The 24,333-nt window shown below is 34.8% G+C and carries 25 protein-coding genes; all 25 read left to right on the top strand.

Annotated elements, in window-relative coordinates; translation table 11 throughout:
* Nucleotides 1–11 precede the first annotated feature (11 nt).
* Entirely contained in the window at nt 12–584 is a 573-nt protein-coding gene (locus tag ACL9RH_RS12825) for an acyltransferase (protein ID WP_422693766.1), read from the top strand.
* Nucleotides 585–590: 6 nt separating this feature from the next.
* On the top strand, nt 591–1,610 hold the full coding sequence (locus tag ACL9RH_RS12820; protein WP_422693765.1) for a Gfo/Idh/MocA family protein: 1,020 nt from the start codon (nt 591–593) through the stop codon (nt 1,608–1,610).
* Between the two features lie 2 nt (nt 1,611–1,612).
* A complete protein-coding gene (locus ACL9RH_RS12815; protein ID WP_422693764.1) occupies nt 1,613–2,719 on the top strand; it encodes a DegT/DnrJ/EryC1/StrS family aminotransferase in 1,107 nt (368 codons plus the stop codon).
* A gap of 24 nt (nt 2,720–2,743) precedes the next feature.
* Nucleotides 2,744–3,700 (top strand): NAD-dependent epimerase/dehydratase family protein, encoded by a 957-nt coding sequence (locus ACL9RH_RS12810; RefSeq protein WP_422693763.1) that lies wholly within the window; start codon nt 2,744–2,746, stop codon nt 3,698–3,700.
* Nucleotides 3,690–4,334 carry an acetyltransferase gene (locus ACL9RH_RS12805; RefSeq protein ID WP_422693762.1) on the top strand — a complete coding sequence of 215 codons (645 nt, stop codon included), beginning with the start codon at nt 3,690–3,692 and terminating at the stop codon, nt 4,332–4,334. Before ACL9RH_RS12810 ends, ACL9RH_RS12805 begins: the two co-directional genes overlap by 11 nt.
* A gap of 5 nt (nt 4,335–4,339) precedes the next feature.
* Entirely contained in the window at nt 4,340–5,581 is a 1,242-nt protein-coding gene (locus ACL9RH_RS12800) for a lipopolysaccharide biosynthesis protein (RefSeq protein WP_422693761.1), read from the top strand.
* Entirely contained in the window at nt 5,574–6,692 is a 1,119-nt protein-coding gene (locus tag ACL9RH_RS12795; protein ID WP_422693760.1) for a glycosyltransferase family 4 protein, read from the top strand. Before ACL9RH_RS12800 ends, ACL9RH_RS12795 begins: the two co-directional genes overlap by 8 nt.
* Nucleotides 6,689–8,044 carry an O-antigen polymerase gene (locus ACL9RH_RS12790; RefSeq protein WP_422693759.1) on the top strand — a complete coding sequence of 452 codons (1,356 nt, stop codon included), beginning with the start codon at nt 6,689–6,691 and terminating at the stop codon, nt 8,042–8,044. The genes ACL9RH_RS12795 and ACL9RH_RS12790 overlap by 4 nt, the downstream gene beginning before the upstream one ends.
* A complete protein-coding gene (locus tag ACL9RH_RS12785) occupies nt 8,041–9,171 on the top strand; it encodes a glycosyltransferase family 4 protein (RefSeq protein WP_422693758.1) in 1,131 nt (376 codons plus the stop codon). The genes ACL9RH_RS12790 and ACL9RH_RS12785 overlap by 4 nt, the downstream gene beginning before the upstream one ends.
* Nucleotides 9,155–10,189 carry a polysaccharide biosynthesis protein gene (locus tag ACL9RH_RS12780; protein WP_422693757.1) on the top strand — a complete coding sequence of 345 codons (1,035 nt, stop codon included), beginning with the start codon at nt 9,155–9,157 and terminating at the stop codon, nt 10,187–10,189. The genes ACL9RH_RS12785 and ACL9RH_RS12780 overlap by 17 nt, the downstream gene beginning before the upstream one ends.
* A 4-nt stretch (nt 10,190–10,193) precedes the next feature.
* The gene (locus tag ACL9RH_RS12775) at nt 10,194–10,616 is read left to right on the top strand and encodes a WxcM-like domain-containing protein (RefSeq protein ID WP_422693756.1); all 423 of its coding nucleotides are present in this window, start codon (nt 10,194–10,196) and stop codon (nt 10,614–10,616) included.
* Nucleotides 10,617–10,618: 2 nt separating this feature from the next.
* The gene (locus ACL9RH_RS12770; RefSeq protein WP_422693755.1) at nt 10,619–11,737 is read left to right on the top strand and encodes an NAD-dependent epimerase/dehydratase family protein; all 1,119 of its coding nucleotides are present in this window, start codon (nt 10,619–10,621) and stop codon (nt 11,735–11,737) included.
* Nucleotides 11,738–11,741: 4 nt separating this feature from the next.
* A complete protein-coding gene (locus tag ACL9RH_RS12765; protein WP_422693754.1) occupies nt 11,742–12,818 on the top strand; it encodes an EpsG family protein in 1,077 nt (358 codons plus the stop codon).
* Between the two features lie 4 nt (nt 12,819–12,822).
* Entirely contained in the window at nt 12,823–13,962 is a 1,140-nt protein-coding gene (gene wecB / locus ACL9RH_RS12760; RefSeq protein WP_422693753.1) for a non-hydrolyzing UDP-N-acetylglucosamine 2-epimerase, read from the top strand.
* A gap of 7 nt (nt 13,963–13,969) precedes the next feature.
* The gene (locus ACL9RH_RS12755; protein WP_422693752.1) at nt 13,970–15,163 is read left to right on the top strand and encodes a glycosyltransferase family 4 protein; all 1,194 of its coding nucleotides are present in this window, start codon (nt 13,970–13,972) and stop codon (nt 15,161–15,163) included.
* Between the two features lie 3 nt (nt 15,164–15,166).
* Complete coding sequence (locus ACL9RH_RS12750) at nt 15,167–15,808, top strand: sugar transferase (protein WP_422693751.1); 642 nt, start codon at nt 15,167–15,169, stop codon at nt 15,806–15,808.
* A 2-nt stretch (nt 15,809–15,810) separates the two neighbouring features.
* Nucleotides 15,811–16,377 (top strand): GNAT family N-acetyltransferase, encoded by a 567-nt coding sequence (locus ACL9RH_RS12745; protein ID WP_422693750.1) that lies wholly within the window; start codon nt 15,811–15,813, stop codon nt 16,375–16,377.
* Nucleotides 16,367–17,428, top strand: coding sequence for a hypothetical protein (locus tag ACL9RH_RS12740; protein ID WP_422693749.1), 1,062 nt, complete (start codon nt 16,367–16,369; stop codon nt 17,426–17,428). The genes ACL9RH_RS12745 and ACL9RH_RS12740 overlap by 11 nt, the downstream gene beginning before the upstream one ends.
* Nucleotides 17,429–17,430: 2 nt before the next feature.
* A complete protein-coding gene (locus tag ACL9RH_RS12735) occupies nt 17,431–18,504 on the top strand; it encodes a GNAT family N-acetyltransferase (RefSeq protein WP_422693748.1) in 1,074 nt (357 codons plus the stop codon).
* A gap of 8 nt (nt 18,505–18,512) precedes the next feature.
* Entirely contained in the window at nt 18,513–19,649 is a 1,137-nt protein-coding gene (locus tag ACL9RH_RS12730) for an aminotransferase class I/II-fold pyridoxal phosphate-dependent enzyme (protein ID WP_422693747.1), read from the top strand.
* 14 nt (nt 19,650–19,663) lie between these two features.
* A complete protein-coding gene (locus ACL9RH_RS12725) occupies nt 19,664–20,233 on the top strand; it encodes a sugar transferase (RefSeq protein ID WP_422693746.1) in 570 nt (189 codons plus the stop codon).
* Nucleotides 20,234–20,247: 14 nt separating this feature from the next.
* Entirely contained in the window at nt 20,248–20,793 is a 546-nt protein-coding gene (rfbC, locus tag ACL9RH_RS12720) for a dTDP-4-dehydrorhamnose 3,5-epimerase (RefSeq protein ID WP_422693745.1), read from the top strand.
* A gap of 96 nt (nt 20,794–20,889) precedes the next feature.
* A complete protein-coding gene (gene rimO, locus ACL9RH_RS12715; protein ID WP_422693744.1) occupies nt 20,890–22,191 on the top strand; it encodes a 30S ribosomal protein S12 methylthiotransferase RimO in 1,302 nt (433 codons plus the stop codon).
* 398 nt (nt 22,192–22,589) lie between these two features.
* On the top strand, nt 22,590–23,195 hold the full coding sequence (locus ACL9RH_RS12710) for a hypothetical protein (RefSeq protein WP_422693743.1): 606 nt from the start codon (nt 22,590–22,592) through the stop codon (nt 23,193–23,195).
* A gap of 75 nt (nt 23,196–23,270) precedes the next feature.
* Nucleotides 23,271–23,969 carry a hypothetical protein gene (locus tag ACL9RH_RS12705; RefSeq protein ID WP_422693742.1) on the top strand — a complete coding sequence of 233 codons (699 nt, stop codon included), beginning with the start codon at nt 23,271–23,273 and terminating at the stop codon, nt 23,967–23,969.
* Nucleotides 23,970–24,333: the final 364 nt, after the last annotated feature.

Below are 24,333 nucleotides of genomic sequence, written 5' to 3'. Positions count from 1 at the left end.
ATCAATACAATATGTCGGATTTTTTTGCACACGAAACAGCTATTATAGATGAAGGATGTAAAATAGGAGCCGGAACTAAAATCTGGCACTTTTCACATATTATGCCTGATTGTATTCTAGGAGAAAAATGTAATATTGGTCAGAATGTAGTGGTGTCCCCTAAAGTTATTTTAGGGAAAAATGTAAAAGTACAGAACAATGTCTCCATCTACGAAGGCGTAATCTGTGATGATGATGTTTTTTTAGGACCTTCTATGGTTTTTACCAATGTGATCAATCCCAGAAGTGCAGTCAACAGAAAAAATGAATACTTAAAAACCCACGTCGGGAAAGGTGCTTCCATTGGAGCCAACGCAACAATTGTGTGTGGACATGATATTGGAAAGTATGCCTTTATTGGTGCGGGAGCCGTAGTGACAAAAGAAGTTCCCGACTATGCTTTAGTCGTAGGAAATCCGGCAAGACAAATGGGATGGATGAGCGAATTTGGACACCGTCTTAATTTCAATGAAGAAGGCATCGCTGTATGCGAAGAAAGTGGAGAACAATATCAACTTGACAATAATAAAGTTTCGAAAATTTAAACAAGGATGCAAATAGCTGAAAAAATAAAATTTGCAGTCGTAGGCTGCGGGCATATCGGAAAAAGACATGCCGAAATGATCTCAAGAAATGAAGAGTGTGAACTGGTTGCTCTGATTGATGTAAAAGATAAATCTGCGCTGGGAATCGAAAGTTATGATGTACCTTTCTTTTCATCATTAGACGAATTTTTGAAATCAGGCATTGAAGTAGATGTGATCAATATCGCTTCTCCAAACGGATTCCATTTTGAACAATCGTACAAAGCAATTGATGCCGGAAAACATATTGTGGTAGAAAAGCCAATGGCTTTGAACAAGCAGGATGCAGAAAAACTGATCTTTCAGGCATTACATAAACATAAGCAGGTTTTTGCCGTAATGCAAAACCGTTATTCTCCGCCATCTGCATGGGTAAAAGAAATGGTAGAAAGCGGAAAACTAGGTGAAATTTATATGGTTCAGCTAAACTGCTATTGGAACCGTGATGACAGATATTATAAGCCGGAATCATGGCACGGAAAATTGAATCTGGATGGTGGAACACTATTCACTCAGTTTTCTCACTTTATTGATATCATGTATTGGTTATTTGGAGACATTACCAATATTCAGGCGAAATTTGCAGACTTTAACCATGCCAACCTTACAGACTTCGAAGATTCAGGGTTTGTAAGCTTTGATTTTGTAAATGGAGGAATGGGAGCGTTGAACTATTCCACTTCAGTATGGAATCAGAATCTTGAAAGTTCTATGACTATTATTGCTGAAAACGGAGCCGTTAAAATCGGTGGACAGTATATGGATAAAGTAGAAGTTTGTAATGTAAAAGATTATATCATGCCGGAATTGGCACCTACTAACCCAGGGAACGATTACGGTGCGTACAAAGGTTCTGCAGCAAACCACCACTATATTATTGAAAACGTAGTGGATGTGTTGAAAGGCAGAAATACCATTACTACCAACGCCCTTGAAGGCTTGAAAGTAGTAGACATTATCGAAAGAATTTACCAATTAAAAAACTAATTATGTTGTCAAATTTTGTTCCTCTGGCAAGTCCGGATATTAATGAAACAGACATTAACCGTGTGGTGGATGTATTGAAATCAGGAATGTTGGTACAGGGAGAAAACGTAGGTTTATTAGAAAACTTCTTCTCCGATTATTTGGGAGCAGCTCATGCTTCAGCTTTAAGCAATGGTACCTCTACTTTACACCTTGCATTGGTTACTTTAGGAATAGGCCCTGGTGATGAAGTGATTGTACCTGCATTCAGCTATGTAGCTACGGCGAATGTAGTGGAATTGGTAGGAGCAACATGTGTTTTTGTAGATATTGATGAAAATACATTCAATATTGATGTTGCAAAAATAAAAGAAGCGATCACTCCTAATACAAAGGCGATTATTCCAGTTCACGAATTTGGATTAGCCTGCGATATTGAAGGTGTAATGAATATTGCTAAAGAACACAATCTTCAAGTTATTGAAGATGCTGCATGTGCTTTAGGAGCTACTCAGAACAATAAAAAAGTAGGAACATTTGGTGATTTTGGATCATTCTCATTACATCCGCGTAAAAGTATTACAAGTGGTGAAGGAGGAATTCTGACAACAAATAATGCAGACTATTCGGCTAAAGTAAGAATCCTGAGAAATCATGGTATCGAAATGCAGGATGGCAGAATGGAATTTGTAGAAGCTGGATACAACTACAGAATGACAGATTTTCAGGCAGCATTGGCTCACAGCCAGATTCAGAGATTGGATAATATCCTTGAACTGAAACAAAAATTGGCGGATATCTATCTGTCAGAAATCAAAAATCCAAAGATTACTTTGCCAGTAGTACCGGAAGGAAGAAATCATACATGGCAGACTTTCCATGTCTTGATTGATGACAGCCTACAGCAAAGCGAAGTCCTTGAATTTTTAAGAAACAATAAAATTGGGGCCAATTATGGAGCTCAGTGCATTCCAGCAATGAAGTATTACGCAGACAAATACAATCTGGACTATAAAGAAAAATTCCCGAATGCTTATAGAGCTTATTCGAAAGGAGTTGCAATACCTTTATATGAGAAACTTACAGAAGATACTGTTTATAAGATCTCACAAATAGTAAATACAATATAACTAATCATAAATAAATTATTTCAAATGATAACTAACAAAACGATTTTTATTACTGGAGGAGCAGGATTTATTGCAAACACTCTGATTAAGCATTACATAGAGAACAATAAAATTGTTGTTTATGATAACTTTCACAGAGATACTTTGAGTTCTAGTGGTGTTGCTAACCATGAAAATTTAACAATCATCAAAGGGGATGTTCTAGACTTACCATTTTTAACAGAAAGCATGAAAGGTGCTGATGTTGTTGTGCACGCAGCAGGTATTGCAGGTATTGATACTGTAATCAAAGATCCTGTAAGAACAATGAGCGTAAACATGATCGGAACTGCAAACGCTTTGGAAGCTGCAAAAGTAAACGGAGTAACAGACAGATTTGTAGATTTCAGTACTTCTGAAATTTTCGGTAGCCATGCTTTCAAAAGTAGAGAAGAAGATACTGCTGTTGCAGGAAGCGTAGGAGAAGCTAGATGGGTATATGCTGTAAGTAAACTTGCAGGAGAGCACTTAGCTCACGCATACTACAAACAACACGCACTTCCAGTGGTAACTGTAAGACCTTTCAACGTATATGGTCCTGGACAAACCGGAGAAGGTGCTTTACAGATTTTCATCAAAAAAGCACTTAAAAACGAAGATATCTACATCTACGGAGATGGTACAGCAATCAGAGCTTGGTGTTTCGTTGATGATTTCGTTGACTGTCTAATCAGATGTATTGAAGATCCTAAAGCAATTGGAGAAAGCTTTAACCTAGGTAACCAGAGAACAGTTATTACAACTCTTGGATTAGCTGAATCTGTGTGTCGAGTATTAAAAAGCAGCAGCAAAATTATGTTTAAAGATGCTTTAAGTGCTGATATCGAGATGAGAATTCCAAGTGTAACAAAAACAAAAGAAATTTTAGGTTTCGAAGCAAAAGTAGATCTTGAAGAAGGTATTTTAAGAACAGCAGAATACTTTAAATCTATTGAAAACTAAAGAAGAAATATTAATATTTCCTTATAGCGGGACTGGCATTGAGGCACTAGACTGTCTTTCTGCAGAACAATGCTGTATCGGTTTTATTTCTGATGATATCTCAATCATAGGAACAGAACAGTATGGCATTAAAGTGTATGGCAGAGAGGCGTTTCAGGATTTTCCTGAAGCAAAAGTCTTGGCTGTCAATGGCAGTCCTGCTTCTTATAAGAAAAGGAAACAAATTATTGATGGTCTTCAAATAGGAATTGACAGATTTACAACCATTATACATCCTAAAGCTATGATCGGCAAGAATGTGAAAGTGGGAAAAAATGTTCTTATTATGGCAGGAGTAGTAGCTACTGCAAATGCTGAAATAGAAAATCATATATGCATTCTTCCCAATACAGTTGTACATCACGATTCAAAAATTGGAGACTATACACTTGTTGCCGCAAATAATACGATTTGTGGTGACGTCATAATTGGAGAAAATTGTTATTTAGGAGCTTCTTCTAATTTTAAGAATGGAGTAAAAGTTGGAAAACATACAATGGTTGGGATCGGAAGCAATGTCATTTGTGATATTAAAGAAAATGTAGTGGTGATAGGTAATCCCGCAAAAGAAATCTCTGGAAAAACTGATAAATAGTATTTATGAAAAGTAAAATAAAAGCTTTCAAAAATATTCTTTTGATGTCAATTCCAGAATATATTGCTGGATTTTCTGTTTTTGCTATACTCATTTTCTTAGCAAAAAAGGCAACGCTCGCCGAAATTGGGGAGCTTACTTTTGCCAATACAACGGGGCAGTTGATAGCAAGTATTCTTGGAGTAGCACTTCTTACAACAATGAGGCGCGATTTTGTGCTCAAAACTGAAATCAGGGATAAATATGCAGTATCACTCTATATTACAAGAGGCTTTATTTCATTGGCAATATTTGTCATTGCATTCTTACTCTTTGAATTAAATATTCTGAGTAAAATTGTCCTACTCATGGTGGCTTCTAGGGGAATAGATTCTCTTTCAGAAACGTACTATTATACATTGCTTTCCAAAGAGAAAATCCTGAAATTTTCAATCTTAAAAAGTCTGCATTACATTAGTCTTATAGGAAGTGTAGTGGCAGGGATTTATGAGAATCTGGATTTATCTCAAATTAGCTTTATCTTCCTGGTAAATAGTATTGTATGGTGTGCAATCAATTTTTCTCTTCTATTCATCGAAGAGAATATTGCGAAAGTATTTGTCTTTTTTGATACCTATCAGAATGATCTTTTCAAAAGAACATTTCCTTTACTATTAAGTAGTTCTGTATACCTTCTTTCTACAAGACTGAACATTTTCATTGTGAAAAAAGTCTGTAGTCCTGAAGATTTTGGACTTTTCAGTATCATTATTTCTATCATGGGAATATTTTCCATTTTTACAAGTGCAATCAGTAGTTTTATCATCAACAAACAGATCGATTGGTATAAAGAATCACTTCAAAGGTTAAAAAATAATTCGATTAAACTTACTATTCCTTTTTTAGGGGCAGGGCTTTGCTTTTTATTGGTCTCATATTTTGCAGCAGATTACATCAATTATCTCTTTAAAAATTTCGATATGAATCATGTATGGCTGTTGAAAATCTCATTGATTTCAATAGTTATTTTCTTTATACAGATTCCTTACAATTATCTTTTTACGGTGATTGATAAAAACAAAGTGGCATTGTATTTTTCACTTTGTATGATTACCGTTGCGGCATTGCTTTACTATCCCTTTACCAATTATTTCGGACTTCAGGGAGCAGTCATTGCTTTTATAGCATACAATATACTTTGGTGTACCATTTTATTTGGTCTTTCCATGTACGTTATTAATAAACAAATTTTAAAAGAAAATGAATAATATACTGATCGTTTCCAATACCTTATGTTTTGGAGGTGCAGAAAGTTTTTCTGCCCAATTTTTCGAGCAATTGGATAATAAGGGCGATCAAGTTCATTATGCGATATTCTCCGGAAATATGGATCTTCTTGACCGTTTTCCATCTATCGACAAAAATAGAATTCACCAATTTGATAATGCTCCTGAAACAGGAACTATAAAAATGCTGACCAAGATTTTTAAGGTAAAAAAATATCTTAAAGATAATAATATTGATACCATATATCTCAGTCAACCCGATTCTGCTCTGGTTTTTTGGTTATTGAAAATTTTCAATAAAAAGCTGAAAATTATCTACATTACAATGCACGTTTATGAAAATTCGAGCTCCAAAGAAAAAAAGATGTGGAAAACAGGCTTACCAAATAAAGGAACAGATATTTTTATAGGTTTAAGTGAATACTTATCTTTACAGTTAAAACAAAAAAATCAGGTAGATCCCTCCAAAGTAATTATCAATAGATTGCCTGTAGATATAGAGAAATTTAATATCTCGGATAAAAAAAACAGAGTAAAGTTTGATCTTCCTCTGGATAAAAAAATTGTAGGAATTTGCTGTAGGCTATTTCCTGTAAAAAGGGTAGATCTCTTTGTGGAAGCGTTTCGTCATATAAAAGATGAAAAAATTATCGGAGTTATTTATGGTGAAGGACCAGAGCAGGACCGTCTTTTGGAAATGATTAAAAAATATAATCTTTCCGATAAGGTGATTTTAAGACCATTTATTGATAATGTCAATGAAGTTATTCCTATGTTTGATCTCTACCTGCAGACTGTAGATGGTCCTAATCTAGGATTGGTAACCTTAGAAGCCTTCAGTTCGGGTGTACCAGTGATTATGTTAGCAGATAATGAAGAAGAGAGATTTATGATTACAGATACCTACTGTAATCAGAATGTAGGTAAGATCTCTACTACAAATCCTGAAGATATTGCTTCAAAAGTAATAGAAATTTTAAACGACCCGGAATTGGATCAAATGTCTGTAAGATGCAGAAAATTGGCAGAAGAAAATTACTCATGGCCTGCATTTATTTCGGTTAACGATGAAATACTTAAAAAGCTTAAATGACATTTATAATTATTTTATATATCATATTTATTCTGGGTGTATTTTTCTTTGCAAAAAAGAATTACAGAATTTTGGGTTATGAAAAATATGACGCACTGTTGCCCATCAACATTATGTTGTTTTTTTCAGCATTGACGGTGCCTTATATGTTTTATATCATCAATGATCCAGGTATTATCTACACACCTATTAACCCGTTGGATGTCAATGATCTTTTGTTGAAGTTTATCATTCTTCAGGTTCTTAGCATTATCTCTTTTATGATCGGAATGAGGTCATTCTGGAGCAAAATCTTAGGAAATATCACTGCTAATCTGGATCATATTCAGATTAAATCCGGTAAAAATCTGATTTTGATGCTGAGTATTGTTTTTTATGCCCTATTTCTTTACAACATCAAATCATTAAATCTCCAGAGTATTTTTGAAATATTTATTAATAGAAATGAAATTGTAAGTAAACTAGGATATATTTATTATGTACAACAGATTATAGGATATTACGTTATATACCTATATTTGATCAAAGACAGACTCAATCTTGTTCAGAAAATTAGCCTTGGAGCATTTTTTGCCGCATTTCTTATGTCTTCATTATTATCAGGAGGACGTACCCAAATCGTTTATCTTCTTGTATTTTGTTTTATCGTCTTGCAGGCAAAGAAACAATTTACGATTAAGCAGGTTTTAAAACCCAAATATCTCGTTTCAGCAGGAATTTTGTTTCTTGTAATTATTGTTATTCCAAAGTTCAGAGGAGGCGCTGTATGGAGAAATGAAGGTGTGGTAGATATTATCACTTCTCAGGATGATGACTCTTATAAGTCGTATCAGCTTGTCTCAGATATAAGTGGACTCGACAGGTATCTTTTTATCATTGATATGTTTGACAAGAATGTCTTATGGTATGGAAAAAGTTATGAAGATATTTTTAAAATCCTTCTTCATCCTATTGTTAGAGGGAGTATTGATAAACTGCCAAAAGGAGATGACGGGCTTTATCTTGCTGTAATGTCATATGAAAAAAGATTTATCTACGAACCGTCCTATAGAATAGATGATGACTATAAAACATCTTATCCGCCTGGGAATTATGCAGCATATATGAATTTTGGAGAGATAGGTCTCCTTATCACTTATTTTTTAATCGGCGGAATTGCCAATGTATTGTATAAAGGTTGCGCAAAGGGTAGATTTAAATACATTTATTTTTATACCTTGTTTATTTCGGGATCTATTGCGTTTTCCAATATGATCATCCTTAATTTTGTTATTAATATAATTACCCTGTTTATTGTTTTTGTTCTTGTTAGAATATTTAGCCCGGGTAATGTAAAGCTTCAGAAAATATGAAATTTGTCTTAATGGGAGTAAAATCTTCTTCCAAAAATATCAGCGGACAGTCATTATGTTTTGATATACTTATGGAAGGACTGAAAAATCAGAAAATTCCATTTAAATATATCTCTATAGACGTAGATACTACGAGTAACCTTCAGAAAATAGCAGAATATATAAAAGCATGCTGCAAACTTATACTGTTTTATCTGGCAACCATCGGTAAATCAAAATTTATCTATATTGCGGTTGCTCAGTCAAAACTTGGCTTTTATCGAGACTTTATGTTTATCTGGATTTCCAAATTATTTGGAAAAAAAGTAATTGCTCATTTACATGGAGGAAACTTTAAGACTTTTTACCTGGAGCAATCCCCGTTCTTTCAAAAAGTAATTAAGAAAACCTATGATCAGTGTGATTGTATTATAGTGTTGTCAAGAGTATATATAGATCTTTTTGATTTTGTAGATAACTATAAAAATAAAGTAAAGGCAGTTCCTAATGGAATTCCGGAGTTTGACAGTAATCAGCCGGTCCAAAAAACATATGACCAGCAGAAACCCATCATTCTGTATCTTTCTAATCTTATTGAAAGTAAAGGATATCTGGATGTCTTACACTCATCCCTGATTCTAAAAGAAAAATATAATATTTCTCCACAGGTTTATTTTTGTGGAAACTTTCTAAGTAATTCAGATGATTTAACTTTTGATAACATTGAAAAAGCAAAAGAATACTTTCATAATTTTGTGAAGGAAAATAATCTGGAAGAAAATGTTGTATATAAGGGCTTAGTGCAGGGAGAAACCAAAGACCAGCTTTTAAAGGAAGCTAACTTTTTAGTTTTACCTACCAACTATAATGCAGAAGGCCAGCCTATATCCCTTATAGAAGGTTTAAAAAATGGATGTGTATTGATTACCACCAAATACAGAGATATTCAGTATATGAATCTGGATAAAGAAACCGGTTTCTTTGTAAACTACAACGATCCGGAATCTATCGCAGAATCTATCAATAGTGTGAATGAAGAAGACTTTAAAAGGATGAGTTTAAGTGCACAAAAGCATTTTAAGAACAGCTATTCCTTTATCAGTCATTATAATAATATGTTAAAAATTTTCGATGAATATTCAAAATAAAGTATTACTTATTACCGGAGGTACAGGTTCTTTTGGAACAGCGGTTCTTAGAAAATTTATCAATACAGATCATTTTAAAGAGATCCGTATTTTTTCCCGTGACGAAAAGAAACAGGATGATATGAGAAATCAGTTTAAGAGCGATAAACTGAAATTCTATATCGGAGATGTAAGAGATTACAGAAGTATTGAACCCGCAATGAGAGGAGTCGACTATGTCTTTCATGCAGCCGCTTTAAAGCAGGTTCCATCATGCGAGTTCTTTCCGATGCAGGCATTAAAAACAAATGTAGAAGGAACACAGAATGTAATTGATGCAGCTGCTGCAAGTAACGTTAAAAAAGTAATATGCTTAAGTACAGATAAAGCAGCATACCCTATCAATGCAATGGGAATCTCTAAAGCAATGATGGAGAAAGTGGCCGTTGCCGCTTCCAGAAACCTGGAAAATACTACTGTTTGCCTTACAAGGTATGGAAATGTGATGGCGTCCAGAGGTTCTGTGATTCCATTATTTATTAAGCAGATCAAAAACGGTGATTCTATTACCATTACAGATCCGAAAATGACCCGATTTTTAATGTCATTGGAAGAAGCAGTAGACCTTGTTTTATTTGCTTTTGAAAATGGTAACTCAGGAGACTTATTTGTCAATAAAGCCCCTGCTGGAACCATTGGAGATCTTGCTCAGGCACTGAAAGAAATGTTCAAAGCAGATAACCCGATAAAAGTAATCGGAACCAGACACGGAGAAAAGCTATACGAAACCCTTTGCACCCGTGAAGAAATGCTGAAGGCAGAAGATATGGGAGACTTCTATAGAATTCCAGCCGATAACAGAGATCTAAACTACGCACAGTATTTTTCTGAAGGAGAAGAAGACATTTCCAAAATAGAAGATTATCACTCTCACAATACTGAACAGCAAGATGTGGAAGGAATGAAAAACCTTCTTTTGAAGCTTCCTTTAATCAGAAAAGAGGTTTTAGGAGAAGATGTAATGCAATATCCGGATTAAAAAAATGAATATTCCAACAATTATTGAAGGCGGAAAATATGCTGATGATAGAGGAAATCTGTTCTTCAATAATGATTTTGATGCTTCAGTCATAAAAAGAATTTATTTTATTGAGAACAACAGCATCGAATATACAAGAGGATGGACAGGGCATCAGACCGAGCAACGCTGGTTTGTTGCCTCAAAAGGATCTTTTAGAATTAAACTGACTAAAATAGATCATTGGGAAAATCCTTCAAGAGATCTTGAAATTCTTACATTCGATCTCCATTCCGAAAAGTTGGATGTACTTCATATGCCTGCAGGATATGCCTCAGCCATTGAAGCGAAAGAAGAAGGGGCTAAACTTTTAGTAATGGTAAACTATTCTTTAGGTGAAATAGATGACGACCATCGTTTCCCTTCAGATTATTTTGAAAATATATAATGATGAAAAAAATAGGAATCACTGGGCAAAACGGATTTGTAGGCTCGCATTTATATAATACATTAGGGTTAAAACCCGAACAGTATGAAAGAATCAATTTTGAAAGATCTTTCTTTGATCATCCGGATCAGCTTGATGAGTTTGTAAAGCAATGTGACGTTATCGTACATCTTGCCGCAATGAACCGCCATCCGGATCCTGAGGTTATCTTCAATAATAATATTGAACTTGTAAAAAAACTGACTGATTCTCTGGAAAGAACAGAATCAACACCTCATGTGTTATTTTCCTCATCATCTCAGGAAGACAGAGACAATCTGTATGGGAAATCAAAAAAAGAAGGAAGAGAACTTTTTGCAGACTGGGCTCGCAAATCTGGAGGTAAATTTACAGGAATGATCATTCCTAATGTTTTCGGACCTTTTGGAAAACCCAATTACAATTCTTTCATTGCTACTTTCTGTTATAAACTTACTCATGGTGAAACTCCCGTTATTGATAATGATGGAGAAGTAAAACTGATCTATGTAGGAGAGCTTGTACAGGAAATCATCAGCCAGATAGAAGCTGAGGATACCAAAGAACACTATGAAATAGAACATACTTCTACCAATAAAGTTTCTGAAGTATTGGCAAAACTGGAAAACTATAAAAAATTATACTTCGACAACGGTGAAGTTCCTGAGCTTACATCAGGCTTTGATTTAAACCTATTCAATACATTCCGTTGTTATTTTGATATTAAAAATCATTACCCTGTAAAATTTACTCAGCATACAGATCCTAGAGGAGCTTTTGTAGAGGTAATCAGACTTGGAATTGGAGGACAGTGTTCTTTCTCAACAACAGTTCCGGGAATTACAAGAGGAGATCATTTTCATACCAGAAAAATTGAAAGATTTGCGGTGATCAAAGGAGAGGCTCTTATCCAGCTAAGAAAAATTGATACCGATGAAGTTTTTGATTTTTACCTGAAAGGAGAAGAACCCGCCTATGTAGATATGCCGATCTGGTACACACACAATATTAAAAATATAGGAAACGAAGATCTTTATACCATTTTCTGGATCAATGAACCATTTAACCCCGAAGACCCTGATACCTATTTCGTAAAAGTATAAATGAATGTATACACCGGTTGCCTTTTCTATCGTATTCTATCTGTTCGCTTCATTGCTGGTTATGGCAGTTGTTGCAGATAGTTATACGAAAAAACGATTACTGAATATCAATGAAAATACAGCCCGTTACTTTTATCTGATCCCTTTACTTTTAATCATCCTCATTGGTTCTAGGCCTGTTGGAGAAGGAGGCTTTATAGATTCTCCGATGTATAAAGACTTTTTCAGGATAGCAGACACTTATAAGGTCTCACCGATGAAAGATAAGGATCTGATATTTGGGTATTTTATATTGCTCACATCTTACTTTACCAATTATAGAGGTTTCTTTGTAATCTGTGGAGCTATTTCGGTAGTATTGGCAGTGTTGGTCTCAAGATCAGTTTCAAAAAAATATTGGATATTGTTCTTTATTGGCCATATTGCTTCACTGTACTACTGGAACTATAATGTATTTGGACTTCGACAAGGATTGGCCTCTGCATTATTTCTATATGCGCTCTTTGTTAAGAACAAGTGGTGGAGAGCTATATTGATGATAATGTCTTTTGGAACTCATTTTTCGTTAGGACTGCCTATATTGGGATATATTATAACAATCTTTATAGGTAAAGTTGATAAAAGGATGTATGGGATCTGGGGATTGTTAATTCCGATCTCTTACTTTTTCGGGATTAAAATTGAATACACTATCGCGAAACTTATTCCGGACATAAGAACCAATTATTTCATAGAGAATATTGGGGAGCAGGTATTTCGATGGGATATCATTGCCTATAGTTTTGTTATTTTGGCCATATCCTATTATTTTATATTTGTGAAGAAAATAAAAGATGTGACCTATCATCGGATCGTGAATGTTTTTATTTTTGCAAATACTGCTCTTTTATTATTAATAAGAGTAAATCATGCCCATAGATTCGCCTATTTATCATGGTTTCTAGGTTCGCTGGTTGTATTTTATCCGTTCTTTATCTCAGATGCTGATGGGCTTAAAAACAAATACAAAGTGTTTTCACAAACTGTGTTGGCATTTTTTACCTTTGTAGTAATTCATTTTATAAAAATAACTTTTTTCTAAATATATGAAGAAATTAAAAGTAGTAACAGTCGTAGGTACACGACCTGAAATTATTAGATTATCAAGAGTATTATCCGCTTTGGATGCGTCTGAAGCTGTTGAACATATTATCGTCCATACAGGACAAAATTACGATTATGAACTTAACCAGATTTTCTTTGAAGATCTGGGACTTCGTAAACCCGACTATTTTCTGGAAGCAGCGGGAAAAACCGCTACGGAAACCGTTGGAAATATTTTGATTAAAATAGATCCGCTTCTTGAAGAACTGAAGCCAGATGCATTCCTTGTACTGGGAGATACCAACTCTTGTCTGTGCGCTATTCCTGCCAAGAAAAGACAAATTCCTATTTTCCATATGGAAGCAGGGAACAGATGCTTCGATCAGCGTGTTCCGGAAGAAACCAACCGTAAAATCGTAGATCATACTGCAGACATCAATCTTACCTATTCGGACATAGCTCGCGAATACCTTTTAAGAGAAGGTCTTCCAGCAGACAGAATCATTAAAACAGGTTCTCCGATGTATGAAGTACTGAATCATTATTTACCACAAATCCAAAGCTCTGACGTACTGAAAAGGCTGAACCTTGAAGAAGGAAAGTATTTTGTGGTATCATCACATAGAGAAGAAAATATCAATTCTGAAAAGAATTTTGACGGCTTAATGAAGAGTCTGAATGAAATTGCCGAAAAATTTGGTTATCCGATCATTGTATCTACTCACCCAAGAACAAGAAATATGATCGATAAAAAGCAGGTTCAGGTAAGACCCGAAATTCAGTTCCTTAAACCACTTGGGTTTCATGATTATAATGCTTTGCAAATGAGAAGCTTTGCCGTTTTATCAGATTCTGGCACGATTTCAGAAGAATCTTCAATTCTTAATTTCAGAGCCCTTAATATCAGAGAAGCTCATGAAAGACCTGAAGCAATGGAAGAAGCATCCGTAATGATGGTGGGGTTATCTCCTGAAAGAATTTTGCAGGGGCTGGTACAGCTTCAGCAGCAGAAAATAGGCGAAGAAAGAAACTACAGACGTGTAGCAGATTACTCTATGCCAAATGTTTCTGAAAAAATGGTAAGAATTATTATAAGTTACACAGACTATATTAACAGAGTTGTCTGGAGTAAACCAAACTAAAAGTGATATGAATATACTTTTTTTGACCCTGGCAAGAATTGATGATATTTCGCAAAAAAGTATTTATAATGATCTCCTCAGAAAATTCAAAAATGAGGGGCATAATGTTTTCGTGATCACTCCTACAGAAAGAAGGTACAATGAAGATAGTGCCGTTTCTATTCAGGAAGATATCAGAATATTAAAAGTTAAAACACTTAATATACAGAAAACGAATATCGTTGAAAAAGGAATCGGAACCTTAAGCATTCAGAGACAATATTTACAGGGATTGAAAAAGTATTTCAGTGATGTCCGTTTTGATCTGGTATTATATTCCACGCCTCCTATTACCTTTACGAGAGTAATTAAATTTGTGAAGAAGCGTGATAATGCCAGAACTTATCTGCTTTTAAAAGATATTTTTCCGCAAAATGCAGTGGATATCGGAATGCTGAAGGAAAATGGTTTGATACAGAAATATTTCAGGAGTCTGGAAAAAGAATTGTACCAGATTTCCGATACAATTGGCTGTATGTCACCGGCGAATGCAGACTTTGTTATCAGACACAATCCTTTTTTAGATAAAAATAAAATAGAACTGAATCCTAATACGATCTTTACAGATCATGAAATAACCATTTCAGCATCTAAAGATCAGTTAAGAGAAAAATATAATATAGCTCCGGGAGTAGTAACCTTCATGTATGGAGGGAATTTAGGAAAGCCCCAGGGTATTGATTTTTTAATCAAAGTTCTGGAGGCTAACGTTACCCGTGAAGATGTTTTCTTTTTTATCGTGGGATCGGGAACAGAATATGATAGGGTAGATGAATGGTTTAAAACCCATGCTCCTAAAAATGCAAAACTGATCTCCAGCTTACCTAAAGCAGAATATCAGGATCTTCTTCAATCGTGTGATGTAGGATTGGTCTTTCTGGATCACAGATTTACGATTCCGAACTTTCCTTCGAGAATCTTAGACTATATGCAACTGGGAATACCTATTATTGCGGCGACAGATAAAAATACAGATTTAGGAAAAATCATGGTTGATAATGGTTTTGGATTATGGTGCGAAAGTAAAAATGTAGAAGATTTCAATACCTTGATTGATCTTGTAAAAGACGAAGAAAAAAGACAAAATATGGGAAAAAAAGGACATCAGTACCTTATAAGGAACTACGATGTACAAGTTTCCTATGATAAAATCATTAAATAAAAAATGTATAAAAAATTTTTTAAAAGGCTGCTTGACTTTTTGATATCACTAACTGCTTTAGTGATATTGTCTCCCATTATACTTGTTATAACAATCATTTTGGCAGTATCAATCAAAGGAAATCCGTTTTTTACCCAACGAAGACCAGGTAAAAATGAGAAAATATTTACGGTTGTCAAGTTCAAAACCATGTCTAATGAAAAAGATGCGGAAGGAAATTTATTGCCTGACGAAAAAAGACTTACACTTATAGGAAGAATTATCAGACAGACTTCATTGGATGAGCTTCCACAGCTTTTTAATGTACTGATTGGTGATATGAGCTTAATTGGCCCAAGACCTTTGGTTCCCGAATATCTTCCTTTTTATACGGATCATCACAGAAACAGACATAACGTAAGACCAGGTATTACAGGACTGGCACAGATCAATGGAAGACAAGCTATAAAATTCAGCCAGAGATTTGAGCTTGATGTTCAGTATGTGAAGAATATTTCGTTTGGCCTTGATCTTGAAATTTTATTCAAAACCTTTCTTAAAGTCTTTAAAAAAGAAGATATTATCCATGGGCAGACTGTAGATGATGTGGATGATTTAGGAATAACAAAAAATTTACCAGCATATCATTTTCGCAAAAAAGAATAATTATGAATATACAAGGAAAATACGTTAAATTAAGAGCTATTGAAGCTGAAGATTTAAAATTATTACATAAATGGTCTAACGATCCGGAAATAAATTATGTACTGGGAGGATGGCATTTTCCGTCCAGTATGCAGGATCAGATGAAGTGGTTCAATAATCAGAGTCTTTCAAGTAACTCTCAGAGATTTTCTATTGAAACTGAAGAATTAGGATTAATTGGAATGGCCAATATCACAGACATCAACTGGAAAGACAGAAATGCAATCCACGGAATGCTGCTTGGGGATAAAGAAACCAGAGGAAAAGGATATGGGGTGGATACCATTATGACAGTTATGAGATATGCCTTTGAAGAATTGGGGCTAGAACGTTTGGATACCACAATTATAGAATATAATGCCCCTTCCATTAATGTTTATACAAAGAAATGCGGTTGGACAATTGAAGGAGTGAAGAAAAACTATTGCTTTAGAAAAAATAGATTTTGGAATATGCTTGTGCTAGGTATTCATAAAGATGATTACTTTGAACTGGCAGAAAAAACTAAATATTGGGAAAATGGTAACTAAAGAATTTGGCTCAGATTTTTTCTATACCAATCAGTTTTCTCCCTCTCAAAATGCTTTATATATTCAGGATTATATACAACACGAATATCATTTGCATTATTCGGGGAGAACAGCATTATATGCCATTTTAGAACATGGTATAGAAAAATTAGGATGGAAGAATGTCTATATTCCGGAATATTTTTGCCATGAAGTGATCAACTATCAAAAGCAGCTGCCTATCAATATAATATCCTATAAAGATGGACCCTATATTGAAAACTTTGATCACAATGCATTCAGTGAGCTGGATCAGGATGGTAATGTTATTTTCATTGTCAATTACTTTGGGGTTCAGGCTCCGAAGAGATTATCTTTGAAAAATGCTCATATCATTGAAGATCATACTCATAGTTTAACTTCAGATTGGGTAATGACAAGTGATGCACATTTTTGCATAGCTTCTCTCAGAAAATCTATGCCTATTCCTACAGGAGGTATTTACTGGTCTCCAAAAGGGTTGGCTTTACCTTCAAAAAATACAGGAAACGAAGACTTTATTGCTTCCAGTTTCTTTATGAAGCTTTCAGGAATGTTTTTGAAAGCAGATTATATGAAAGGCGAAAATGTTGAGAAGTCTGATTTTAGAAAACTCTATCTCGATTCAGAATCCATGTTTGGAAACCTTGAGATACAGGGAAAGCTTCCTGAATTTGGTGAAAGACTGATTCATTCAATCCCGTTAAATAGTATAAATCTTGCAAAAAGAGAAAATTATAAGATTTTGCAGGAAAAACTATCCGAAAAATTTCATCTGTTAAATGTACTTACAGATACAATGGAAACTCCTTTGGGACTTATTTTACTGATGGATAACAAAGAAGAAAGAGACCGTTTCAGAAGTTATCTTATAGAAAAGTCTGTTTATCCTGCAGTATTATGGCCAAACCAGGAGGAAGCCGATGCTGTAGCCTTTTCGGAAAAATTTATGTTCCTGCATTGTGACTTCAGATACAATCAGGAAGATATAGAACATCTGGCTACAATTCTTAATTCTTATTATTCAAATTAATTATGGCGCTGAAAGTAGTTGAAATAAAATCGTTGGATCAGATTAATGAGTATAAAAAAATAATAAGTGACTTCGAAATCACAGATCCGTATGCACAATTTGACTTTATAGAGACTTTTGACAAGGGAATCAGTAATCTGATTAGCTTTATATTCATTACGGATAATGCTAAAATAGTAATGCCCGGCTATCTCAATCCAATAAAAATTGATGGAAAGGAAACAGGCTATTTTGATTTTATAACTCCTTATGGATATACCGGACCGTTTTATTCAAAAAATACTTCCTCTTCAGATGTAGAAGCGTTTTGGGTTGCTGTTGATCAATGGCATTCAGAAAACAATGTTGTCAGTGAATTCATTCGTTTTAATTTATTTGGAAATGAAGCTGCCTACTCAGGAAAAACTGTTCCTACTATGCTGAACATCCGTGGAGAAATTCTTGAAGAAGAAGTTCAATGGAAAAGTTTTGATCAGAAGGTTCGTAAAAATGTAAACAGAGCCAAAAGAGAATTGCTTACCAGTAAAGTCTTTTATCAGGATATTGAAGATGCTATAATCAGCGAATTTCACGATATCTATATTCAGACGATGATAAGAACTCAGGCAAAGCAGAATTTTTTCTATAGCTTTGAGCAGTTTAAGTCTTTTATAAATAATAATAACAAGCATGCAGCCATCTGTACCATTTATTTTGAAGAAAAAGCAATATCTTCAGAACTTCTTTTGGTATCAGATGATGCAATTTATTCATTTCTTGGTGGAACAGATGAGCAGTTTTTTGATAAAAGACCCAATGACTTTTTAAAAGTTGAAGCCTTGAACTGGGCTAGAGCACATGACAAAAAATATTATGTTCTGGGAGGAGGATATGGGTTTGAAGATGGGATCTTTAAGTACAAGAAATCATTTTTCCCGAATGATGTAGTGTCTTATTCTACCGGAAGAAAGATTTTGAATCAGACTATTTATAACAATTTAGTTGCTCAGACTTCAGAATATAGAAAAAGTATAGGGCTTGAAGAATTGGATCCTAGCGATGAGTCATTCTTCCCCTTGTATAATAAACAAAACTGAAAATAATAATGAATACTAAAATCTGGTTGTCCTCACCACATATGGGAGGTAACGAATTACAATATATCAACGAAGCATTTGCAGAAAACTGGGTGGCACCATTAGGTCCTAACGTTAACGGATTCGAAACGGATCTGGAGCAGTTTTTAGGTCAGAATGCAAAAGTGGCAGCACTTTCTGCAGGTACCGCAGCATTACACCTTTCTCTTATCGAGTGTGGAGTGGTTCATGGTGATGAGGTGATCTGTCAGTCGATGACATTTTCAGCTTCTGCTAATCCTATTGCTTACTGTGGGGCGATTCCTGTTTTTATAGACAGCGAAACAGATACCTGGAATATGTGCCCGAAAGCTTTAAAAGAAGCCATTGAAGACAGAATTCAGAAAGGCAAAAAGCCAAAAGCGATCATTGTTGTACATTTATATGGAATGCCTGCAAAAATGGACGAAATATCGGCTATTGCTTCAGAATATCAGATTCCAATCATCGAAGATGCTGCCGAAGCTTTAGGGTCTACCTATAAAAATCAGGCTTGTGGAACATTCGGACGTTTCGGAATTTTAAGTTTTAACGGAAACAAAATCATTACCACTTCAGGAGGAGGTGCTTTAGTATGCCATACTCAGGAAGATAAAGATAAAGCCGTTTTCTTATCTACGCAGGCAAGAGACAATGCCCCTCACTATCAGCATTCTCATATCGGTTTCAACTATAGAATGAGTAATATTGTAGCAGGAATTGGTAGAGGACAGATGGAAGTTCTTAATGACAGAGTAGCTTCGCGTAGAGCAATGCACGACTTCTATCTTGAACTTTTTAAAGAAATAGAAGGAGTAACCGTATTTTCAGAACCTGGAAATGAATTCTATTCCAACCATTGGTTATCAGCCATCATTGTAGATCCGGAAATTACCGGTAAAGACAGAGAGGGATTGAGACTTGCATTTTTGGAAGATAACATAGAATCAAGACCGCTTTGGAAGCCTATGCATTTACAGCCTGTGTTTGAAAGCGCTCCTTATTACGGAGAAAATGTTTCAGAAAAACTTTTTGATAACGGGCTTTGCCTTCCGTCGGGTTCTAATCTTAGTGATGAAGACAGGGAAAGAATTGCGGCAGTAATCCGTACATATTTCGGAAACTAATATCTTAAAATGTAATGAATCAGTATAAACATTGGAAAGTGGTTTTTGATTTTACCCTGGCGGTAATATTAGCCATTTTTCTTTTGCCAATACTGATCATTATCTTTATTATTGCAAGCCTGGATACTTCCTCCAACGGATTGTTCTTTCAGAAAAGAGTAGGACAGTACGGAAAAACTTTTATTATTTTTAAATTTAAAACAATTCACGAAAGAAAAAGAACCTGCTCCAACACCGGGCAAATTCTTAGAAAATTCAAACTGGATGAACTTCCTCAATTGTTTAATGTTATAAAAGGTGATATGAGCTTTGTAGGTCCCAGACCGGATATAGAAGGATATTATGACAGACTTGCAGGAGAAGACAGAAAAGTTCTGGAACTAAAACCGGGACTCACCTGTGAAGCCAGTATAAAATACAGAGATGAAGAAAATCTTCTGAAAAATCAGGAAGATCCTTTAGCATATAATGATGAAATATTATTTCCGAACAAAGTAAAAATGAATCTCGATTATTTTGAAAACATGTCTTTCCAAAATGATGCAAAGATTCTCTTGAAAACAGTAATAATCATATTGAAATAGAATTTTACACAATCATGAAAATTAAAGAGACCCCACTTAAAGACTGTTATATCATAGAGCCAACGGTGTTTGAAGACGAAAGAGGCTACTTTTTTGAAAAGTACAACGAGAAAAGATTCGAAGAACTTACAGGAATGAACGGCCATTTTGTACAGGATAATATTTCCAAATCTTCTTACGGAGTATTAAGAGGGCTTCACCTTCAGAAAGGAGAGCATGCGCAGGCAAAACTGGTATCATGTCTTGAAGGAAGTGTTTGGGATGTGGCGGTGGATCTTAGAGAAGATTCCCCTACATTCGGAAAATGGTTCGGAATAGAGCTTACCGCTGAAAATAAATTGCAGTTGTATGTACCTAGAGGTTTTGGACACGGTTTTGCAGTACTGAGCACCCACGCTGTATTCTCTTATAAATGTGATAACTTTTATAATAAAGAATCGGAAGGAAGTGTAAAATTCAATGATCCGGATCTTGATATCGATTGGAAGGTGGATGAAAAAGATGCCATACTTTCGGAAAAAGACCAGAATGCTCCTGGATTTAAAGAAAAAAACTTTTAAAGTATATCCCTGAAAACCACTTTTCTAAAGTGGTTTTTTATTTTTTTATACTAACTCTTCAATATTTTGTATCTTTGCACACTCAAAATCAAAACGATGCGTACAAAATCTGTAGGGAAGAAGAAAATCAATGTAGTCACTCTTGGATGCTCCAAGAATGTATACGATTCTGAAGTATTAATGAGCCAGCTGAAAGCCAATGGCAAAGAAGTGGTTCACGAAGACCGTGGAGACATTGTGGTAATCAATACCTGCGGATTCATTGATAATGCTAAAGAAGAGTCTATCAATACTATTCTTGATTATGTAGATGCAAAAAACAGAGGTGAGGTAGAGAAAGTATTCGTTACCGGATGCCTTTCAGAAAGATACAAACCAGATTTGATCAGAGAAATTCCAGATGTAGACCAATACTTCGGAACAAGAGATCTTCCTATTCTGCTGAAACATCTTGGAGCAGATTACAAGCATGAATTAGTAGGAGAAAGGCTTACGACCACTCCAAAGCATTATGCATACCTTAAAATTTCAGAAGGTTGCGACAGACCGTGTTCGTTCTGTGCTATTCCTTTAATGAGAGGTGGTCACATTTCAACTCCTATTGAAAAACTGGTTCTTGAAGCTCAGAAATTGGCTAAAAAAGGGACAAAAGAATTGATTCTTATTGCTCAGGATCTTACTTATTATGGACTTGATCTTTATAAGAAGAGAGCATTAGGAGAACTTTTGAAAGAACTTGTAAAAGTAGAAGGAATAGAATGGATCCGTCTTCATTATGCTTTCCCAAGTGGTTTCCCTGAAGATGTTCTGGATATTATCCGTGAAGAACCTAAAGTATGTAATTATATAGACATTCCTCTTCAGCACATCAACTCAGATTTATTAAAATCTATGAAGAGAGGTACTACTCACGAAAAAACAGATGCTTTGCTTGCTAAATTCAGAGAGAAAGTTCCTGATATGGCTATCAGAACAACTCTTATCGTAGGGTATCCTGGTGAAACAGAAGAAAGATTCCAGGAGCTTAAAGACTGGGTAAAAGAACAAAAGTTCGACAGACTTGGATGTTTTACCTATTCTCACGAAGAAAATACTTCGGCTCACGTTCTGGAAGACGATATCCCACAGGAAGTAAAAGAAGCAAGAGTAGAGGAAATTATGGAGCTGCAGTCTCAAATTTCATGGGAAAAGAATCAGGAAAAAATCGGTAAAATATTCAGATGTATGTTTGATCGTAAGGAAGGAAACTACTTTATTGGAAGGACTGAGTACGATTCTCCAGATGTAGATAATACGGTTTTAGTATCCGCAGAAAACACTTATATTTCTATCGGTGAATTTGCCGAAGTCAGAATTACTTCAGCTGAAGAATTTGACTTATATGGAGAATTGGTATAATTTGTAATCATCTGTAGACCAGATGGTAAAAAATGATTTTATATAAAATATTAACATAAATTAATATTGCTGTCTAAACTTAAGAAAAGTTTGGTTTCTGATAATCAATCAGTTATTTTTTTTCGATATTAAGATTTTTTATTTTTTTTATCATAAATCATATATATTAAAAAATTATATCTTAAATTTGCGGAATAAGCAATATTTTTAAATCATGTGTTTTCAGTAAGTTATTATTGAATTAGGGCTAAAAATCAGATGAAATAATTTTTTTTGATGATTTTGTCAAAATATGATAAGCGCGAGTTGGGATACGTATTCTTTTTGGAAATATTGATGAAAAATAATGTAATTAAAATCTTTAAAAACTTATGAAAAAATTTTTATTATCAGCTACAATGCTGGTTTGCCTTTCGGCGCTTTCCAAGGCTCAGCAAGGGCGAGTGGGGATTAACACAACCACACCTGCCGCAACTTTAGACGTAGTAGCTACTACTACAGATAATGCAAGACCTGATGCCTTACTAGTCCCTCGTATGACAAGAGCTCAGCTATTAGCAAAAGATGCTGCTTATACAGCTGCTCAGAATGGAGCACTTGCTTTCATTACCACTATAGATGGAACAGCGACAGCTAAAACAACTAACGTTACAGCTGTTGGATTCTATTATTATGATGGCCAAACTACAAATACTTGGATTGCAGTAGGTGGTACTACTGCTGTTGCACCAGTCTCAGTTAAAAACTTATCTGCGACTTATACTATTCTGCCAACAGATGATATTTTATTGTTCTCAAACACAGCTAATGTTACTTTAACGTTACCTGCTACAGGTTTCCCTGTGGGTAAAAGGATCTACGTATCTGCGGGAGGAACTGCGGACATTAACTTAAGCCCTGCTCCGAGAGAGAATGCTTTGGTAAATATATTCTCTACTTTCTCAGCTACATTGATGTATACTGGTGATTCTATTAACCCTTGGTCTGTAGTTTCTGGACTTTAATAATGTTTTTTTAAACCTTTTAAAATGATTATTAAGATGAAAAATAAATTTAAAACACTTCTAGCAGTTGGATTTTTGAGTATTGCAACTGTTTCATATGCTCAGGTAAGAATTGTAAATAGCGCAACTAATGCAGGTGTTGGTAACATGACAGCTTTTATTGACGCTTCTTCAAATAATACTGCTAATGGTCAGCCAAATGTTGGTAAAGGATTATTATTCCCTAGAACTGACTTAACTTTGTTGACCGCTTTTGGTGGTGGTGCAACGGGTGCTCCAACATCTTTCCCATCCCGTTATGACGGTATGATTGTTTATAATACTGCTACAACTGGAGTAGCTGGAGTAGGTACTACTCAAGGAACTCTTTCACCTGGGTACTGGTATTATGAAAATAAATCAGCAACCGTTAATGGTGGTACATGGAAACCATTAACTAGTGCTGCGATTGATCCTAAAGTAACGATCGGAACAGCTGAAACTGCTACCAATACAATTATAACAACTCCTACAGGAAATAAACAACTTTATACCATTAAAGGAACTTTTACAGCAAGTGGTACTTCTACAGCTGTAAATATCCCAGCTCCTACTGGTATGACTACAATGTACGGAATTACGATTTATAAGACAGGTACAGGTACAGTATATGATAGAAGCTTATACTCTTATACTGTAGCAACTACTGCAGGAAATGCAATTACAGGTTCTCCTAGTATGTCTGTGGTTTACCCGGCAGATACATATGATTATGTATTGGAGTACTTAAAATAAACAGGACAAATTTAATTACATACTAAAACCAATGAGAAATCATTGGTTTTTTATTTTAAGTGAGGCGCTCATTTTAGGTTTGAAATCTTAATCATTGTCTTTTAAGCATTATGGAATTTGATAAAAGAGAGGTTAATAGAACAGATTATTCATTTTAACAAAATAATAAGGTGTTAAAACAAGTTCCATTAGGAACACTGTAGAAGACTAAAAGGCTTCTGTAGGTAAGTTTACCCGGAATATAGTTCTTAAGAGTTTTATTCTTCACAGATAATTTTTTGGAATTTATTTTAACTTTTTAAATTTTGTAATTTATTGATTTTCAATTGGTTTTAAAATTATAAATTTTAAATTATGCACAAAT

The sequence above is a fragment of the Chryseobacterium sp. Mn2064 genome (genome assembly GCF_049319685.1).
Lineage (GTDB): Bacteria > Bacteroidota > Bacteroidia > Flavobacteriales > Weeksellaceae > Chryseobacterium.
Note: the sequence above shows the minus strand (reverse complement) of the source record. Positions and strands in the feature narration are given on the sequence as shown.

Bases quoted from the DNA above. Each gene is read 5' to 3' on its own strand.
- ACL9RH_RS12825 (WP_422693766.1), top strand. From the start codon at position 12: ATGTCGGATTTTTTTGCACACGAAACAGCTATTATAGATGAAGGATGT.
- ACL9RH_RS12820 (WP_422693765.1), top strand. From the start codon at position 591: ATGCAAATAGCTGAAAAAATAAAATTTGCAGTCGTAGGCTGCGGGCAT.
- ACL9RH_RS12815 (WP_422693764.1), top strand. From the start codon at position 1,613: ATGTTGTCAAATTTTGTTCCTCTGGCAAGTCCGGATATTAATGAAACA.
- ACL9RH_RS12810 (WP_422693763.1), top strand. From the start codon at position 2,744: ATGATAACTAACAAAACGATTTTTATTACTGGAGGAGCAGGATTTATT.
- ACL9RH_RS12800 (WP_422693761.1), top strand. From the start codon at position 4,340: ATGAAAAGTAAAATAAAAGCTTTCAAAAATATTCTTTTGATGTCAATT.
- ACL9RH_RS12795 (WP_422693760.1), top strand. From the start codon at position 5,574: ATGAATAATATACTGATCGTTTCCAATACCTTATGTTTTGGAGGTGCA.
- ACL9RH_RS12790 (WP_422693759.1), top strand. From the start codon at position 6,689: ATGACATTTATAATTATTTTATATATCATATTTATTCTGGGTGTATTT.
- ACL9RH_RS12785 (WP_422693758.1), top strand. From the start codon at position 8,041: ATGAAATTTGTCTTAATGGGAGTAAAATCTTCTTCCAAAAATATCAGC.
- ACL9RH_RS12780 (WP_422693757.1), top strand. From the start codon at position 9,155: ATGAATATTCAAAATAAAGTATTACTTATTACCGGAGGTACAGGTTCT.
- ACL9RH_RS12775 (WP_422693756.1), top strand. From the start codon at position 10,194: ATGAATATTCCAACAATTATTGAAGGCGGAAAATATGCTGATGATAGA.
- ACL9RH_RS12770 (WP_422693755.1), top strand. From the start codon at position 10,619: ATGAAAAAAATAGGAATCACTGGGCAAAACGGATTTGTAGGCTCGCAT.
- ACL9RH_RS12765 (WP_422693754.1), top strand. From the start codon at position 11,742: ATGTATACACCGGTTGCCTTTTCTATCGTATTCTATCTGTTCGCTTCA.
- wecB (WP_422693753.1), top strand. From the start codon at position 12,823: ATGAAGAAATTAAAAGTAGTAACAGTCGTAGGTACACGACCTGAAATT.
- ACL9RH_RS12755 (WP_422693752.1), top strand. From the start codon at position 13,970: ATGAATATACTTTTTTTGACCCTGGCAAGAATTGATGATATTTCGCAA.
- ACL9RH_RS12750 (WP_422693751.1), top strand. From the start codon at position 15,167: ATGTATAAAAAATTTTTTAAAAGGCTGCTTGACTTTTTGATATCACTA.
- ACL9RH_RS12745 (WP_422693750.1), top strand. From the start codon at position 15,811: ATGAATATACAAGGAAAATACGTTAAATTAAGAGCTATTGAAGCTGAA.
- ACL9RH_RS12740 (WP_422693749.1), top strand. From the start codon at position 16,367: ATGGTAACTAAAGAATTTGGCTCAGATTTTTTCTATACCAATCAGTTT.
- ACL9RH_RS12735 (WP_422693748.1), top strand. From the start codon at position 17,431: ATGGCGCTGAAAGTAGTTGAAATAAAATCGTTGGATCAGATTAATGAG.
- ACL9RH_RS12730 (WP_422693747.1), top strand. From the start codon at position 18,513: ATGAATACTAAAATCTGGTTGTCCTCACCACATATGGGAGGTAACGAA.
- ACL9RH_RS12725 (WP_422693746.1), top strand. From the start codon at position 19,664: ATGAATCAGTATAAACATTGGAAAGTGGTTTTTGATTTTACCCTGGCG.
- rfbC (WP_422693745.1), top strand. From the start codon at position 20,248: ATGAAAATTAAAGAGACCCCACTTAAAGACTGTTATATCATAGAGCCA.
- rimO (WP_422693744.1), top strand. From the start codon at position 20,890: ATGCGTACAAAATCTGTAGGGAAGAAGAAAATCAATGTAGTCACTCTT.
- ACL9RH_RS12710 (WP_422693743.1), top strand. From the start codon at position 22,590: ATGCTGGTTTGCCTTTCGGCGCTTTCCAAGGCTCAGCAAGGGCGAGTG.